The sequence below is a fragment of the Pseudomonas sp. MM213 genome (genome assembly GCF_020423045.1).
GTDB classification, from domain to species: Bacteria; Pseudomonadota; Gammaproteobacteria; order Pseudomonadales; family Pseudomonadaceae; genus Aquipseudomonas; species Aquipseudomonas migulae.
Window position 1 is genome coordinate 1,383,709 of sequence record NZ_CP081943.1, and the last position, 16,056, is coordinate 1,399,764.

Genomic DNA, 16,056 nt, shown 5'->3' on the forward strand with positions numbered 1-16,056 from the left:
AAGCAATATGTACCGCACCCCGCCTTTTCCCGCCCCCTATTGTTGCCCCTCGACCCAACGAACTGCGCTGAACACCGTCGCAGTCCATCGAGGAAACATCATGACGACACCTGCACTGCCGTATTTTTTTGACGAAGCCTTGGCTGCATCCACTGCCGGGTTACTCGGCGAACGGGAAACCGCGCTGGGCTTTACCCTGGACGATCTGAACTGGTTGAACACGGTTTACAAGCCGACCCAGGCAGCCCGCAAAACCCATGAAAAACCGATGCAGGCCTTCCAGTTGCTGCTGTCTTTGCCCGGCAAGGCCGGCATTCCTTTGGCCGGCGCCTTTGCCATGAGCCGACCCGATAATGGCGCGGTCACGCTCTTCACACCGTGCAAAGGCTTGATCAAATTCGCGGGCATGGCCGACCTCAAAAACAAACTCAAAGAATGGCTGGCACAGGCCACTGAAAAAAGTGAACTGCTGCGCTTCCACTCCATCGAACAACGCCTGCCCTTGGCCGCCGCCGCTGCACTCGATATCTCCACTCGCGAAATCGAAGGCGCGGTATTTGAAGATCAGGAACTCACGCTCAAGCAACAGCGGGAACAAAACCTCAAGGCGATGGCGGACGAGTTGGTCAAGATGCCCACCTTGCAATCAATGCTGGACGACCTCCTCAAACACGCGTTGTCCAAGCCATTCCCCAAACTGGACCAGCGTCTGACGCGGCTGAACAGCTTTGTCAGTACGGGATCTGCGTTTGATCAACGTGGAACGCCCCATGGGATTGCAACGATGTCACTGAGCGAGGCCCTCCTGCATTTTTACCTGACGAATCAGTGGCCGACGGGCGCCTCCAGGGTGTTTACCCATCCCGAGCACGCCACCAGCAGCAATGCCGATAACCAGACCTGGGAAAGCGCGGTAAAAAAAATCGCGCAAGGTTTTACGCCTCACCTGCATAGCCTGCTCGAGACGTTCTGGGACTCGCTCATGAGCAATGGATTGTCGCGCCGGGCTTTTTTCACCGAGGGCCTGCAAGACACTTTTCACGCGAGGCTGTTAAACCAGCACCAGCAGGGCACTTTGACGACAGAGCAATACCTGCGGCTGATGAATGTGAGCCTCCCCCCGGCCACGGTCGATCCCCTTCGCATCGAAAAAGTGCGGTTCACCGCCCCCTTCAAACAATTCGCAGAGCTTGCCTCGACCTTGATGATCGGCGGCGCGAACACGCTGGGTTTCCTGTACAGCCCGTCCCGCGGCATCGAGGCCACAAGCAACCTGCCAGCAGTGAAAAAAATCGCCCTGCAAATGCTCAACAGCGCAGAGCATGAAGACACGCTGCTCAAGTTCATGTCATTGAACGAACGCTGCACGTTTCTTGGACTGGTACTGAACGATCGGGTGATCGTCGGTGAACCCATCGTCGGCCCGGTGTTTGCAAGCGTGATGACTGACATCATTGATAAACAACGGCAAAACCTCAGCCATGCCTTGAGCCGTTACCGTGAAAGCGAAGGCACGCTGGACCCTCATGCCTTGCTCGACAATGCCCTGGACGTCCGGGCATTGATCGATCCCCGCTTGCTGCTGCCTGAAGCCGTGGGACGCTGGAGCACTCGACCGGACCATGGCGTGAATGCGCGGCCGGCCACCGTGCGCGCCGAGTCGGCCAAACAGGAGCTGTCGCTGCTGAGCTCGGTCGAACAGGCGCTTGATCAAGTCCTTGAAAAACACCCGGTCATTCCCACAACAACCCGCACGTTCGCCGCGGCGCAAAGCCTCGTCAGTTCATCATTGGCAGGTTTGAAATCGAGTTTTACCCACACACTGTCAACGGCACTGCGCAGTGAATTGAAGCTTCGCGCCGTCTCGCGCACCCTGGGTGCGGCGGAACAGGCGATCATCAAAACCGTTCTCGATACGCCTACAAGCGCGGACCGAGCGGCATTGAACGGCTTTTTACCGGAGGTCTTTTCCCTGGCGTTGAAGGCCGGCACCGCGGCAACCCCACTGAAACTGGCCAGCTGTTTTGTCCTGACTGAACGCGGCGGCCTGGATCCGCTGCACTCGGGCAAGGCCATTCTGTGGACGCCGGCACTGGGATTTGAAGCCTTCAAGGCACTGACGCCGCTAAAGGAAGAGCTCGAACGACGCCTTAAAGACAAGAATCATCGTTCCATGCTTCTGGAAAACCTCGGTCGTAGCGAGCGATTGCCAGGCAGGGCCTACACACTGGCGCCACTGCAACAGGTCCATGGGCATTTTCTCGACAGTGTGCAAAGGCCCTTTGTTGATCTGGACCAGACCTTCGTCACCCGCGCGCTGACCACCCCGCTCTCCCCCGCGCCGCTGGCCAGTCTGCTGAACCTGGTGGCCCTGCGTGAGCCGATGACCGGGCTAAGTCGCGCGAGCGACATTGCCCAGTCCCTGATCACCCAGCAAAAACTGCCGGCCTGGCTGGCCAAGGCGCCGATCAAAGACTTGATCCTGCATGGCGAATTGCTTCAGCAATATCTGCACAACGTCAAAGACGACGAGGACTACCTCACCGGCATCCGATCATTGAAGCAAACCGCCCACCATGAACTGGAACAACAACTCAAGGCCGACACGTTCAACATCAATCCGGACAAGGTCCAGGTCGAGATCAGCGCCAGCCCCTGGTCTGCGTCCAGCAAACAGACCCTGACCGATTTTGCGTTGGCTCACCTCAAGGACCTGGACACTGTCTCGCTCAAATTGACGTCGCTGGACACCACGGTCATTCCGGCGGGCATGGACGAACGCTACATCAAAGACCTGATACGCAACCTGAAACCGGGCGAACATCAGCAGAAAATACTCAGCGCAGCCCTTGCCGACACCGTGGCAAACGCGGATCGCAGGCAACGTTTTTACACGCAACTGCCCTGGCAACTGATGCACCACGCCCACGTTGAAAAACTGCAGGAGCGCCTGAGCGAAACCGGGTTTGATCTGATCCGCCAGGTCATGGACATGCCAGACGCCATCGCCCGTGCAGCCGTCGATGGCGCCCACGCGATCATCCGGCCCCTGGAGTTGCTCGGTGTCAGGAGCGGACAAACCGTCAAAGTGCCGGGCGTCTACCTGATCGGCTCATCGGCCGACCGCACGGCGCCGCAGGTGCTTGTCGCCCCTCACAGTCCACGGCACGGGATCAAGGAATACCAAAGCGAAACCCAGCTGCTGGCAGAACTGAAGACGCGCGGCGCACTGCTCGACTGGGTGCTCATGAACCTGCCGCAACCCGAGCGGATCTTGCTCGAAACCCGAATGGCAACGCGCAGTAACCGGGCTACAAGAGCCGCACCTGTGGCAACGGACAATACCGATGCCGACGTCAAGCTGGCGTCCAACCCGATCAAGGGGCACCTGTTCGGGCACTTGTTCAATGACAATGCCGCGTTGTTGGGCCGCTTGCTCGGTTGTCAGTCCGATAACCAAAAGCAGAGTGCATGGGCAACCATCAAGCATGTTCTGGGCGAGGACCTGCACGAGGCGTATTCATTTTTCATGGGCAAGCTCGCCTACCCTGTCACGGTGTACCACAGCTACCTTGACATCAAACAATCCGCCGAAGACCTGCAGACGCACAAATGGGGCGCGGCCATCAGAGAATTCATCAGCGGCATTGCTCAACTCGCTTCGTTGCGCCAATCGCTGGACACTCACGCACCGCCGACTTCCACGCCAGCCGAACCGCCACCGGAAAAAACCGATGCCCGCTGCAAATGGCAGGACATCAAGGTGACCGCCCCCGAGCGCACAGGCTTGAAGCGTCATGAAAGCCTCCACATCGACCTGGGTTCGCTCAAGCCCGACTCAACGCCCGGGCTCTACGCGCACCCGACGACCAAGCAACTTTACGGGCCGGTGGAAGGCAAAGTGTTTCCGGTGACCAAACGCGGCACCCGCTGGCGCATCGCCGACACACAGACGCTCGGCCCTTATCTGCGGCAAAACGAATCGAAACAATGGGTGCTCGACCGGGATACACCGAAGCCGCAGTTCGGCCTTATCCGTCGGCTGGATGCTCTGGCAGCGGCTTGGGACGGCATGAACATCGACGCCCATGGAATGCGGCAGATACGACGTTTTTACCCGCACAAGGCTCGGCAGATCGACCAAGCGCTGGACCAGGCAACGAGCTATGCCTGGAACAGTTTTCAAAACCTGCAATTGCTGAAGAACGCCGAAAACACGAACACCCCCGCGCATCAACTCATCAAGCGTTTCCTTGATGTGCCGGAGGTGTTGCCAGCGCATGTGGAAAAACTTGAAAAGGTCGTGGGCGACATGTTTACCGCGTTGTTGGACCCTACGCTCAGAAAAGCCAAGTCCGATCGTTTTGTCGTCGGCCGGGTAAACGATGGCGCCGACAGTACATTCGGCCTCACCGTCCCGAATGACACCGAGAAGAAAATCTATCTGGCAGAAAAATTCTTCGATCCCGGTTTCGAGCATTACCGCCAATATCTAACCAACACGGCCTTCCCGATCCACACGCATGCCCGGGCGATAACGCTCCTGCATGAGCTTTCACACCTTGTTTGTAATACCGAGGACATTTCCTACCTTGACCCTGGCAGACCTTTCGCCGACCTGATCGGCACGGCCAGCGCGACCGCCACTGATCTCAAGAATGCATTGACCGATGCTCAGGACACAGCACTGTCACTCAAGACACCTTACACACAATTGTTCATGACCCAGGATGCCGACACCGGCGTATGGGAAGACCCAGGAAGTACGACTTATGAAAATACTGACCGGGTAAAAGCCCAAATTTTGACGTTGACCGGCGCAGACAACCTGAGCGGTGCTCGCGAGACCTTCAAAAAAGACTCACTGAGGCGGCTGGCGGTGCAACTTGGAAATGCCGACAGCGTGGCCTGGTTGATCAGTCATCTCGGACGCGAGCTACACGTCAATACACCTTAGACTCCAGAAAATAAACAGCCGTTTGATGGGTAAATGCCATGACGGCTGTTCTCGCAGACTGCCCTCAAGGTTAGAATGCAGGAAATCAGGATGAGTCAATGACCGACACCCCTCTCTCGCAAGCCCAATATGACGCCATCACCGATGCCGCTGCGCACTGGTGCATGCGTCTGCACGCCACCGACTGCACGGCCGAGGAACGGCAGGCATTCAAACAGTGGCTTGACGCTGATCCAATGCATGCGTTCGAGTACGAGGCCATGCTGGAGATTTGGGATGTCGCGGGAGATTTGCCTCGTCCCGAAGCCGTCATGCCCGTCGCTCGCCTCCAACCCACAACGCCTTGGCGCACGTTCGGCATCGCTGCCGCCGTGTGTGCCCTGGCGTTGCCACTGGCGGCTTTTAGCGGGTGGAGCCTGGGCTGGATTCCCAACTCGTACCAGCATTTCGAAGCCAGCAATACGGTCCGTCAGGTCACACTGAGCGATGGCAGCCAGGTCGAACTGAACCTTGGCACCGAGCTGACCTACAGCAATTACAAGGATCAGCGCCGCGTCAGACTGGAAAAAGGCGAAGCCTTCTTCAAAGTCAGCCACGACACGAACCACCCGTTTATCGTTCGGGCGGCAGAAGGCAGAATCCGGGTCACCGGCACCCAGTTCAATGTCTGGATGTACGAGGATCAGGTGCGCGTCAACCTGATCGAAGGTTCGGTTCTGGTCAGCAGCAACAATGACCTGCCAGGTGATGGCCTGCGGCTTGAGCCATCGATGCAGGCGCGCTACAAACACGGCGACTTCACGCCGCAGATCAGCCAGACCTACGCTAACGACAGCTCGCTGGCCTGGCGTCACGGCAAACTGGTGCTCGATAACCTGGCGTTGTCCGAAGCCCTGCCATTGATCAATCGCTACCTGAACACCCCGGTGATGGTCGCCGACAGCAGCACCGGCTCAATCCGCCTCGGTGGCATCTACAACATCAAGGAACTCAACAGCCTTGTGGCGACGCTGCCCAAGGTGTTGCCGGTCTACCTGACCCGCAACAAGGACGGCAATCCGGTCCTCAACTCCATGCCGCAGCAACCGCCTAAAAGCTGAAGGCCGCAACCCTTGCGGGGTGCGGCCTTCTTTCTGAACACAAACTCTGTTCGATTTACTGTTTGGCCACCTTCGCGGCTTTTTCATCCTGCTCGCGAATTGTCAGTGCCTGGTACTGCGGGTCCGAAGTGATCTGCTGTTCGGTGAACGGCAACACACTCAACTGTTTCTTCGAGAAGGCCAGTGTCTGGTCGTTGGCGTGCTTCGAGGCCGGGTCGCTGGACAACGAAAACGCCAACAGCCCATTGGCCTGCGGTCCCTTGTCGTCGAACGTCACCACTTGCAAATAGCTGGTGCCACTGACCACTTCGCGTTTGCCGTCGGTTCTCGGCACGCTCTGAATCGCGTTATACACGCCCAGAGTGCCCGGTCCGCCGTGAATCGGCGTCTGCTGGCCACCGCTGCTGACCACCTGGATATCGCCCCAGCGGCTGTCCGTCTTGAGCCCCGATGTGTTGACCGATTCCACCGACGCCAGCATCGCCTCGCGCACAACCTTGGCAACTTCCGCCCGCTCGACCGCCAGGCCGCGAGGCGTGTGTTGCGGGTCTTTCGGATCAAACACCACACGCCAGACATCGGGCGCTTCCTGCAGCGCTTCCATGACATTCTGGAAATGTACAAACCCCACGCCGCTGTCGAGATTCGCGCTGCGGTCCCAGGCCTTCAGACTGGCACACAGCGGTGTGAGCGTCGGCGCGTCGGCGCCCAGGTCTTCAGCGCAGAATTTCAACAAATCCGGCATCACTTGAGTCGCCTGGTACACCTGATCGTCCATCACCATCTGTTGCAGATCAGCGGCAGCAATCGGGCCAGCCTTGTTCAGTGTGCCCAGGCGATCCAGCGCAAAACGTGAGCGCAGGCCCAACGGCTGGCTGTCCTGGCTGATCAGTGGCGAGAAACCGGTGAGCGGTTGTGCCGGGTTGGCCATCCACGCCGAATCGTTGGAGTGCTGCACAAAGTCCTTGCGCAACAGCTGCGGTAATGTGTCCGAGGCATAAATGCCTTTTTGCGCCGCCGCCGGGTCGATGTCCCAGGCACAGGCGCTGTTGGAACCGTCGAGCACGATCATCTGCAACCCGGCCCGTGGATCGCTGCACGCGGCCAGTTTGTCGACACTGACGTTCGGCACCACCGACAGGTTCATGTACAGCGTCTGCCCCTGATCGTCCGCCGCCAGGGTGTTGACCCACGGGATGCCCTGGATCTTGTGAACCGATGCCTGCAATTCCTTGAGGCTGACCGCACGATTCATCGCGTACCACTGCTGCAACACCCGGTCGTTATCGAGGTTGGCATCGCGCAGGCTGTAGGCGAACTGGTTATCCCAGTCCAGTTTTCCCGGCCATTGCACGATTGGGCCGAATTGCGAGCTGTAGATCACGCGAGAGACCGCCCGGGTCTGTCCGTCAGGCTGTTTCACCTTAACGGTCACGGTCTGCTGCTTCATCGGCAGCGATTTGCCGTCGAGCAAATAGCGGGTCGGGTCCTTCGGATCGAGTTGCAGGCGATACAGGGTGAAATGCTTGGACGAGTCCACGGTGTGGGTCCAGGCCAGGTGTTGATTGAAGCCGATGTTGATCATCGGCAGACCGGGCAGCGCGGCGCCCATCACATCGAGTTTACCGGGGATGGTCAGGTGCATCTGATAGAAGCGCATCCCGCCGACCCACGGAAAATGCGGATTGGCCAACAACATGCCACGGCCATTGAAGGAGCGCTCACTGCCCACCGCGACTGCGTTGCTGCCGCGATCCAGCGCGAAGCGTTGAATGCGCGCAGCGGCTAGCTGGAACTGCGCCGAGGCCTGCGTATTCTGCGCGACCGTTTTGGGCGGCGTGGCACCGGCCAGCGCTTCGGCAAACTGCCCGACGCCGCCTTCCACCAACAGGCGCCGCGTCAACTTGACCAGGTCCTGCGCGGTGATGTCCCGCACCCATTCGCCCTGGCATTGCTGCGGCAAGCCTTGTGCGCGACGTTCCGCCAGCGAGCGGTTGTAACCCGCCACATACCCTTCAATGAGGTCGCGGACTTCCGGGGTCTGCGCCTGCCAGAACGCAGCGACCGCTTGCGGCGTATTCAACCAGTTGAAAAACACGTCGCTGACCTGATTTTCGCGCTCTTCGACCGTGAACTGCTCCGGGCCGAAATAACGTGAACGCTCGCCGTTCACCGTGGTGATCTCATTGGCCAGCAGGCACAGATTGTCCTGCGCGTACGCGTAGCCGATGCCGTAGCCGAGGCCACGTTCGTTGTCGGCACGAATATGCGGCACGCCGAAGCTGGTCCGGCGGATATCGGCCGTCGCCGAAGCATCCGGCTGGCTGCGCGCGTGTGCCGCAAGACTCAAGCCCACCAACACGGCGGCAAGGCTCAATCGGGTTAACTGCCTGGTAATAATCACACTCGCTCCTGATCCAAATGCACGCAAATAGCCCTTGTAGGAGCGAGGCTTGCCCGCGAAGAAGGAGTCCTGGCCAACATAAGTGTTGACTGATCCCCCCTCTTCGCGGGCAAGCCTCGCTCCTACAGGAACGAAATCCATGACAAAAATTTAGGCCGCTGGAGGGCGTTTCTGCGGGGGTTTACAAGCTTCTGACGTGATGGCAACAAAATTTCTACATCTGATCCTTCATGATTTGGGTGGCTCGTACGTCTTATTGAGTAAGAGCACCCAACACATCTTTCCGGTTCAGGCTCTGAAAAGGAGATTTTGCATGTACAACTCGCAACTGCCAACGGACGGTAGCACTGCGCCAATGGGCACTTCCATGGGCTCGGGCCTGTTCAATCCGCGTACTGAACGACACAGCAACGAACGGATCCGGGTACTGCTCAAGAGCTTCGGCCTGCGCACCAGCCTGATCCGCCTGAAAGTCATCGACGCCTTGCTGACCGCCGCCGAAAGCGATCGCAGCCTGGGTGTGCGCGGCGTCCACAGTCACCTGCTGGACCTGGATATTCCGCTGTCCTTTCTCAGTGTGCGCGAAGTGTTGAAACGCTTGTGCAGCGAAGGCGTGATCACCCTGAACCCGGACAAAAGCTACAGCTTGCACCCGCAGGCGTTCGCCGCATTGCACGGCGAATAACCTGCCCGTGGTGCGTCGCTCAGGGCTTGACCTTGCGACGCATCACGCCATTGATCACCACCACGATCACCGCCACGCCAATAGCGATGTACTGGAACAGTTTTTCGCTGATGACCCCGGCATTCTGCAAATACGAAAGGCCAAACATGATCCCCAGCACCACCAGGGAGATCAGAATCGAGTATTTCAAACGTTGCGACTGGGTCATTGCCCTTTTCCTTAAACAAAAAGCTAAAACGTAAGGCGAACCTGAAAATGTATCGGGTTTGTATCCGAATGCATGCCAAGCCACTACCGTTTTCCGGGGATGGGGCGCTGCAAACGGGGTCTCATGTTACAGCCGATGAAGCCTTTTGGCTTCATAGCGGCGATAACCATGAGGATTTTGAAATGTTCCGTCGAATCACACTGCTGATTCCCCTGCTGGCCATACTTTCCCTGAGCGGCTGCATTATTTTCCCCCACGGCGGATGGCACGGCGGCCACCATTACGACGGCCGTGGCGGACCGGGTTACTACCAACACCGTTAGGATTTTTCAGCGGCCTGAATGCTCTTTGACAAAGCCATTTCCCGGCTGCGCGCAAAGCTCAACCATCCAGTCGACAAACACCCGTACCCGCCGCGACAGCTGACGGTGAGGAGGATAGAGCGCCGCCAACGGCATCCCCGGTGGCGGCACTTCCCTCAGCACCTCGACCAGATTGCCCTCCTTCAATTGCCTGGCTACGTGATAGTACGGGGTCTGGACCAATCCATACCCCGCCTCACACGCCGCCAGATAACCGTCGGCACTGTTGACCGCCACATGTTTGGACAGATTGATCGGTTGTATCTGGCCATCGACCACAAACTCCAGCCCAAAACGTTTGCCGCTGTGACTGGAAACGTACTCCACCATTTCATGCCCCTCCAGATCGGCCAGACACTGCGGCGTTCCGTGGCGTTGCAGATAACCGGGGCTGGCGCAGGTGACCTGATCCAGCATGACCAGCGGCCGCGCCACCAGAGAGTCGTCCAGTGACGAACCGCCCCGGAGCACGCAATCGACGCCTTCGCGAATCAGGTCCACGGGCCGGTCATTCAAACCGATTTCCAGCTCGATCAAGGGATAACGGGCCGTGAACTGCGGCAAGGCCGGGATCACGATCAGTCGCCCCACCCCCGCCGGCATGTCCACGCGCAATAAGCCCTTGGGGTTTTGACGCGCGGCGGAGAACACCGCTTCGGTTTCCTCCAGATCCGCCAGCAAACGCACGCAACGCGGGTAGTAGGCCGCGCCGTCGAGCGTCAGGCTGATCTGCCGCGTGGTGCGTTGCAGCAACTGCACGCCCAGATGCGCCTCCAGCTGTTTGATCAGAATGGTCACCGAGGCGCGGGGCAATTGCAGGCTGTCAGCCGCTTTGGCAAAGCCTCCCAGCTCGACGATCCGGGTGAATACGCGCATGGCGTTGAATCGATCCATTGTGCTGTCGTACCGGCTGATTATTTAGAAATTACTAATAGTGATAGCAGTTTTAGCTGGTTTATCTGGATTCTGTCGAGGTTAACAATGGGATCCACATTCACAGGGAGCTGATTTCATGCAAACACGTCAATTGGGTAAAAACGGTCCGCAGGTCAGCGCGATCGGTCTGGGCTGCATGGGCATGACCGATTTCTACACCACCGGCACGGACACCCGGGAAGCCACGGCCACCCTGCATCGCGCACTGGAGCTGGGCATCAACCTGCTCGACACCGCCGACATGTACGGCCCGCACACCAACGAAGAGCTGATCGGCAAAGCCATCGCCGGCAAGCGTGATCAAGTGTTCCTGGCGAGCAAGTTCGGCATCGTCCGCGATCCGGCGAACCCGTCCGCCCGAGGGGTCGACGGACGCCCGGAATACATACGCGCCTCTATCGATGGCACCCTCAAGCGGCTCGGCGTCGAAACCCTCGACTTGTACTACCAGCACCGCATCGACCCGCAAGTGGCCATCGAGGAAACCGTCGGCGCCATGGCCGAACTGGTCAAGGCCGGCAAAGTGCGTTACCTGGGCTTGAGCGAGGCCTCGGCCGCAACGCTGGAGCGGGCGCACCAGGTTCATCCGATCAGCGCGCTGCAAAGCGAATATTCGTTATGGAGCCGGGATCAGGAAGACAACGGCTGCCTGGCCGCGTGCCAGCGACTGGGCATTGCCTTTGTCCCTTACAGCCCGCTGGGTCGGGGCTTTCTGACGGGCGCACTGAAAAGCCCGGACGATTTTGCGGCGGACGACTACCGTCGGTTCAGCCCGCGTTTTCAGGGTGACAACTTCGCGAAAAACCTGTTGCTGGTGCGGCAAGTGCAGGACCTGGCAGCGGAAAAAGGCGTGACGGCGGGTCAACTCGCGTTGGCGTGGGTGCTGGCCCAGGGTGATTACGTGATCCCGATCCCCGGGACCAAACAGCGTAAATACCTGGAAGAAAACGTGGCAGCGCTGGAAATCAAACTTGGCCGCGAAGAGTTGCACGCGCTGGAAGCGATCTTCCCGGCGAATGCCACCGCCGGCTTGCGTTACCCGGAAGAAATCCTGAAGTTGCTCGACCGTTAATCTGCGTTCGGCCCGTTCAATTGTCTGAACGGGCCGGCGCAATCCCGCCGTCCGTCACCTCCCTCCGTTCTAGCACGATCGTACCTAAAGCTCGACTTGAGCCAGCCGATAGCCCTTTGAAGCGTCCAGTTTCATACCGATACCCACAATAAGATCGCTGCTCAAAAGGACCCGGCCCCATGCCCGCATTCCGCACTATTCAGGCTCGCTACACGCTGTTTCTGGTCCTGTTCATTCTGCTGCTGTCCATTCTCACCGTGGTTGGCATCAGCCAACTGGTCGCGCCAAAGCTGCGCCACACCGAAGAACAAGTCGCGCTCAATCGCATCGCCGAAGTCGCCGAACAAATCCAGGGCGAACTGAACAAGGTTCAGGCGCAACAGCGCAGTATCACCCAGACCATCCCCCTGCTCGACAGCGCCGCCATCGACACGGTCCTGCCGGGGCTGGTCGATCAGTACGGCGAACTGAAAGTCTTCGGTGGCGGCATCTGGCCCCTGCCCGGCCAGCGTGAAGCAGGACGCAACAAGTTCAGCACGTTCTGGCATCGCGATGCCTCGGGCAAACTGGCGGTCAATACCTTCTGGAACAGCGACGCCGCGCCTAACTATTACGACCAGAGCTGGTACAAGGGCGGCATGCAAACCCCGCGCGGGCAATGCGCCTGGGCAGCGGCCTATAAAGATGACGCCAGCGCCGAGCCGCGCACCAACTGCGCCATGGCGATCCAGAAAAACGGCGCCGCCTACGGCGTGTCGACCATCGACGTGACCCTGGGTTTTTTCAACGAGCTGGTGGCGCGCAAGGAAAAAGACCTCGGTGCCGAAATGCTCATCGTCGAGGCCGACGGCAAGATCATCAGCAACAGCTCGCGCATCAGCGGACCGATCGTACTGAAGAACATCAGCGAACTGGCCGGCAACTCACCTTTCGCCAGCCAGGTGAAGGCCGGCCTGCAAAACCGTGATCAGGCGCAGCGCGTCGAGTTCGACAACAAAGGCGAAGCCAGCACCTTCTTCATGCGCCCTATCGAAGGCACGCCGTGGTTCCTCGCCACCGCCCTGCCGACCAAGCTGATCACCGCGCAGCGCGACGATGTGCTCAGCACACTGAGCCTGCTGCAAATCCCGATGGTGATCCTGCTGGTGCTGCTGCAAATCTATGCGATCCGCCAACTGATCCAGCGCATGAAAGCCCTGAAGGCCAATATCGACGCACTGTCCGCCGGTGACGCCGACCTGACCAAACGCATCACCATTCGTGCCGAAGACGAGCTGGGCGCCATTGGCCACTCGGTCAACGCGTTCATCGCTTACCTGCAAAACATGATCGGCGAAGTCACCCAGGCCACGGGCGCCATGGCCTCCAGCCTCGACAACCTGCAACGCACCTCTGCGCATACCAGCCAGATTCTGGTGCGCCACGCTTCGGAAACCGATCAGACCGTCACCGCCATTACCGAAATGAGTTCGACTGCCGAAAGCGTGGCGCAGAACGCGGCTGAAACCGCTGCTTTCACTCAACGCGCCAACGAAAACGCCGACCGTTCGCGGGTCGTGGTGGGCGAAGCGTCCAGCAGTGTGATTGCGTTGATCGACGAAGTGGCCAGCGCCACCCATAAAGTCGAAAGCATGCAGCAAGACGCCCAGCGCATCACCGAAATCCTCGGGGTGATCGGCGCCATCGCCGGCCAGACCAACCTGCTGGCCCTTAACGCGGCCATTGAAGCGGCACGTGCCGGTGAGCAAGGTCGCGGTTTTGCGGTGGTGGCCGACGAAGTCCGCGCCCTCGCCGCCCGCACCCAGGCCAGCACCTCGGAAATCAACGAGATGCTCACGCGCCTGACCCAAGGCGTCAGTTCGTCGGTCAGCGCCATGGAAAACACCCAGGCCAGCTGCCAGTCAGCGGCCGATGCCACGGCGCGGGTCAATACCGGGCTGGACGAAATGGCCGGTTCCGTCAGCCACATCAATAGCCTCAGCACTCAGATCGCCACGGCCGCCGAACAGCAAAGTGCGGTGACGGAGGAGATCAACCGCAGCATGGTGCAGATCCGCCACATGGTGGATGAACTGGTGAAAAGCGGTCAGGCCAGTGAGCTCAATACCCGGCAGTTGCTGGAAGCCAATAGCCGCGTGAGTGCGATTATGGGGCGGTTCAAAGTCCGCTGATTGGCTGTAAGGCTTTTGTGTGCATATCCATTGTTTTGGTGATGGCTGATATGGGTTTCGCCCTTACGGCGAGTCACTTGGAAAAGCCCCAAGTAACCAAGGGCTCTTGCCCCTTTCGTTCGGCCCTTCGCTTAGGCTCAGGGTCCCCTCGCTCCGGTCCTGCTCCGTGGGCCCGCCGCCATCGGCCATCCATGGCCGGGGGCGGCTAACCCGGCATCCATGCCGGGTTGCCCACTACGCAGAACCTCCACTCGGCCTCTCGAGGGGGCGCTCAGATCAAAAGCTGAAGGCGAGCTAACGCTCGGCCTGATGAGTGGTGAGAAGCAAAAGCAAACGCGATTCCCTGTAGGAGCGAGGCTTGCCCGCGAAAAACGACCGGACAACGCGCTCATTCAGACAGCCCGCGTTATCGTTGGCGTCCATCGCCAGCAAGCTGGCTCCTACAAGGGAAATGCATATGCATTTGGATAAATACGATCAACTGTAGGAGCCGGCTTGCCGGCGAAAAGCGTCTAGGCGACGCGTTCATTCAGACAGCACGCGTTATCGTTGACGTCCATCGCCAGCAAGCTGGCTCCTACAAGGGAAATGCATATGCATTTGGATAAATACGATCAACTGTAGGAGCCGGCTTGCTGCGGGCGGCGTTCCGACGATGGCATCCGTCCAGTCAACAAATATGCTGGATGACCCACCGCTATCGCCAGCAAGCCGGCTCCTACAGGGATCGGTGTGCGCTTTTGATCTTCACCACTCATCAGGCCGAGCGTTAGCTCGCCTTCAGCTTTTGATCTGGCTTTTGAGGTACACGCCCCCTCGAGAGGCCGAGCGCAGGTTCTGCGCAGTGGGCAACCCGGCATGGATGCCGGGTTAGCCGCCCCCGGCCATGGATGGCCGATGGCGGCGGGCCCACGGAGCAGGACCGGAGCGAGGGCATGGCGAGCCTTAGCGAGCCACCGAACGAAAGGGGCAAAAGCGCTTGGTTACTTGGCGCTTCTCCAAGTGACTCGCCGTAAGGGCGAAACCCATATCAGCCATCACCAAACCAATGGATATGTACACCAACCAAACCCCGTGCAACCCAGAATCCCTCACAACCCCAGCATTAATTCGAAACAATCTCGTCGCTCTTAACCGGCTAAAGTAGTCAAAATGCCTCTTTTTTTGACCGCCATCCGAGTCGAGATCCCTCCATGCGAACCCATCTGCGTCTGGTCGCCCTGAGCGCCCTGTTCATTTCGTTCCTGGCCCAGGCCGCCGACCTCATCCCCATCGAGGTCCACCGCGACGCCAACTGCGGCTGCTGCAAAAAGTGGATCAGCCACCTGGAGGCCAATGGCTTCAAGGTCGAGGATCACGTCGAAGCCAACATGAGCGAATTCAAGCAACAGCACGGCGTGCCGCCACGCCTGGCGTCCTGCCACACCGGTTTGATCAATGGCAAATTCGTCGAAGGCCATGTCCCGGCCGATCAGGTGCTGGCCTTGACCAAGCGTGACGATCTATTGGGCGTGGCCGCGCCCGGCATGCCGATGGGTTCGCCCGGCATGGAAATGGACGGCATGAGCGACGCCTATCAGGTGATCGGCCTGAAAAAGGACGGCGCTGACGTGGTGGTGGCGGACTACCCCGCCGCCCATTGATGTCTGCGGCGTACATCGGGCTGTTTTTCGCCGCATTCGGTGCGGCGACCCTGCTGCCGTTGCAGTCCGAAGCGGTCCTGGTGGGGCTGTTGCTCAGCGAGCAGTACTGGCTCTGGTCGCTGCTGGCAGTTGCGACGCTGGGCAACGTGCTCGGCTCGCTGCTGAACTGGTGGTTGGGTCGCGGTATCGAGCGGTTTCGCGACCGGCGCTGGTTTCCGGTCAGCCCACGCCATCTGGACAAGGCCCGCATTCATTATCAGCGCTACGGTCATTGGTCGTTGCTGTTGAGTTGGGTGCCTGTCATCGGTGATCCCCTGACGCTGGTCGCCGGCGTCATGCGCGAACCGCTGGGGCGCTTCCTGCTGATCGTGACGCTCGCCAAAGGCGCCCGTTACGGCGTGCTGGCCCTGGCGACTTTGGGCTGGATCGATTGAACCATCACCCGCCGCGATGGCCTGTGCTTAATGCCGCCCTAATCATGCCGATCCAGCATCGCCGATTTCCTCTGGAGTCCACCC

The 16,056-nt window shown here is 59.3% G+C and carries 11 protein-coding genes; 8 read left to right on the top strand and 3 right to left on the bottom strand.

The window, feature by feature from the left end:
- Positions 1–100 precede the first annotated feature (100 nt).
- A complete protein-coding gene (locus K5R88_RS06170; protein ID WP_226299444.1) occupies positions 101–4,957 on the top strand; it encodes a dermonecrotic toxin domain-containing protein in 4,857 nt (1,618 codons plus the stop codon).
- Between the two features lie 98 nt (positions 4,958–5,055).
- Positions 5,056–6,057, top strand: a complete 1,002-nt coding sequence (locus tag K5R88_RS06175) for a FecR family protein (protein WP_226299445.1) — start codon at positions 5,056–5,058, stop codon at positions 6,055–6,057.
- Between the two features lie 55 nt (positions 6,058–6,112).
- On the opposite strand, the gene pvdQ is transcribed toward K5R88_RS06175, so the two are convergent.
- Entirely contained in the window at positions 6,113–8,461 is a 2,349-nt protein-coding gene (pvdQ, locus tag K5R88_RS06180) for a bifunctional acylase PvdQ (RefSeq protein WP_226299446.1), read from the bottom strand.
- Between the two features lie 313 nt (positions 8,462–8,774).
- Between pvdQ and K5R88_RS06185 the strand changes: the two genes are divergently transcribed.
- On the top strand, positions 8,775–9,146 hold the full coding sequence (locus K5R88_RS06185) for a fe2+ zn2+ uptake regulation protein (protein WP_192227081.1): 372 nt from the start codon (positions 8,775–8,777) through the stop codon (positions 9,144–9,146).
- A 19-nt stretch (positions 9,147–9,165) separates the two neighbouring features.
- Here the strand turns inward: K5R88_RS06185 and K5R88_RS06190 are convergent, their stop codons facing one another.
- Positions 9,166–9,354, bottom strand: a complete 189-nt coding sequence (locus K5R88_RS06190; RefSeq protein ID WP_008024801.1) for a hypothetical protein — start codon at positions 9,352–9,354, stop codon at positions 9,166–9,168.
- A gap of 182 nt (positions 9,355–9,536) precedes the next feature.
- Here K5R88_RS06190 and K5R88_RS06195 point away from each other — a divergent pair, with 182 nt between their 5' ends.
- Positions 9,537–9,677, top strand: a complete 141-nt coding sequence (locus K5R88_RS06195; protein WP_008024803.1) for a hypothetical protein — start codon at positions 9,537–9,539, stop codon at positions 9,675–9,677.
- Positions 9,678–9,683: 6 nt separating this feature from the next.
- On the opposite strand, the gene K5R88_RS06200 is transcribed toward K5R88_RS06195, so the two are convergent.
- Positions 9,684–10,610: a LysR family transcriptional regulator gene (locus K5R88_RS06200; RefSeq protein ID WP_207284394.1), complete on the bottom strand. Its 927-nt coding sequence runs from the start codon at positions 10,608–10,610 to the stop codon at positions 9,684–9,686.
- A gap of 118 nt (positions 10,611–10,728) precedes the next feature.
- Between K5R88_RS06200 and K5R88_RS06205 the strand changes: the two genes are divergently transcribed.
- From K5R88_RS06205 to K5R88_RS06220, 4 genes are all read left to right on the top strand, one after another.
- Positions 10,729–11,724, top strand: a complete 996-nt coding sequence (locus K5R88_RS06205) for an aldo/keto reductase (protein ID WP_008024806.1) — start codon at positions 10,729–10,731, stop codon at positions 11,722–11,724.
- 179 nt (positions 11,725–11,903) lie between these two features.
- Entirely contained in the window at positions 11,904–13,895 is a 1,992-nt protein-coding gene (locus K5R88_RS06210; RefSeq protein WP_207284396.1) for a methyl-accepting chemotaxis protein, read from the top strand.
- Between the two features lie 1,193 nt (positions 13,896–15,088).
- On the top strand, positions 15,089–15,538 hold the full coding sequence (locus K5R88_RS06215; RefSeq protein WP_226299447.1) for a DUF411 domain-containing protein: 450 nt from the start codon (positions 15,089–15,091) through the stop codon (positions 15,536–15,538).
- Positions 15,538–15,972, top strand: a complete 435-nt coding sequence (locus K5R88_RS06220) for a YqaA family protein (RefSeq protein WP_226299448.1) — start codon at positions 15,538–15,540, stop codon at positions 15,970–15,972. The genes K5R88_RS06215 and K5R88_RS06220 overlap by 1 nt, the downstream gene beginning before the upstream one ends.
- Positions 15,973–16,056 lie beyond the last annotated feature (84 nt).

Excerpts from the sequence above, each read along its gene's own strand:
- K5R88_RS06170 (WP_226299444.1), top strand. The coding sequence starts at position 101 with ATGACGACACCTGCACTGCCGTATTTTTTTGACGAAGCCTTGGCTGCA.
- K5R88_RS06175 (WP_226299445.1), top strand. The coding sequence starts at position 5,056 with ATGACCGACACCCCTCTCTCGCAAGCCCAATATGACGCCATCACCGAT.
- K5R88_RS06185 (WP_192227081.1), top strand. The coding sequence starts at position 8,775 with ATGTACAACTCGCAACTGCCAACGGACGGTAGCACTGCGCCAATGGGC.
- K5R88_RS06190 (WP_008024801.1), bottom strand. The coding sequence starts at position 9,354 with ATGACCCAGTCGCAACGTTTGAAATACTCGATTCTGATCTCCCTGGTG.
- K5R88_RS06195 (WP_008024803.1), top strand. The coding sequence starts at position 9,537 with ATGTTCCGTCGAATCACACTGCTGATTCCCCTGCTGGCCATACTTTCC.
- K5R88_RS06200 (WP_207284394.1), bottom strand. The coding sequence starts at position 10,610 with ATGGATCGATTCAACGCCATGCGCGTATTCACCCGGATCGTCGAGCTG.
- K5R88_RS06205 (WP_008024806.1), top strand. The coding sequence starts at position 10,729 with ATGCAAACACGTCAATTGGGTAAAAACGGTCCGCAGGTCAGCGCGATC.
- K5R88_RS06210 (WP_207284396.1), top strand. The coding sequence starts at position 11,904 with ATGCCCGCATTCCGCACTATTCAGGCTCGCTACACGCTGTTTCTGGTC.
- K5R88_RS06215 (WP_226299447.1), top strand. The coding sequence starts at position 15,089 with ATGCGAACCCATCTGCGTCTGGTCGCCCTGAGCGCCCTGTTCATTTCG.
- K5R88_RS06220 (WP_226299448.1), top strand. The coding sequence starts at position 15,538 with ATGTCTGCGGCGTACATCGGGCTGTTTTTCGCCGCATTCGGTGCGGCG.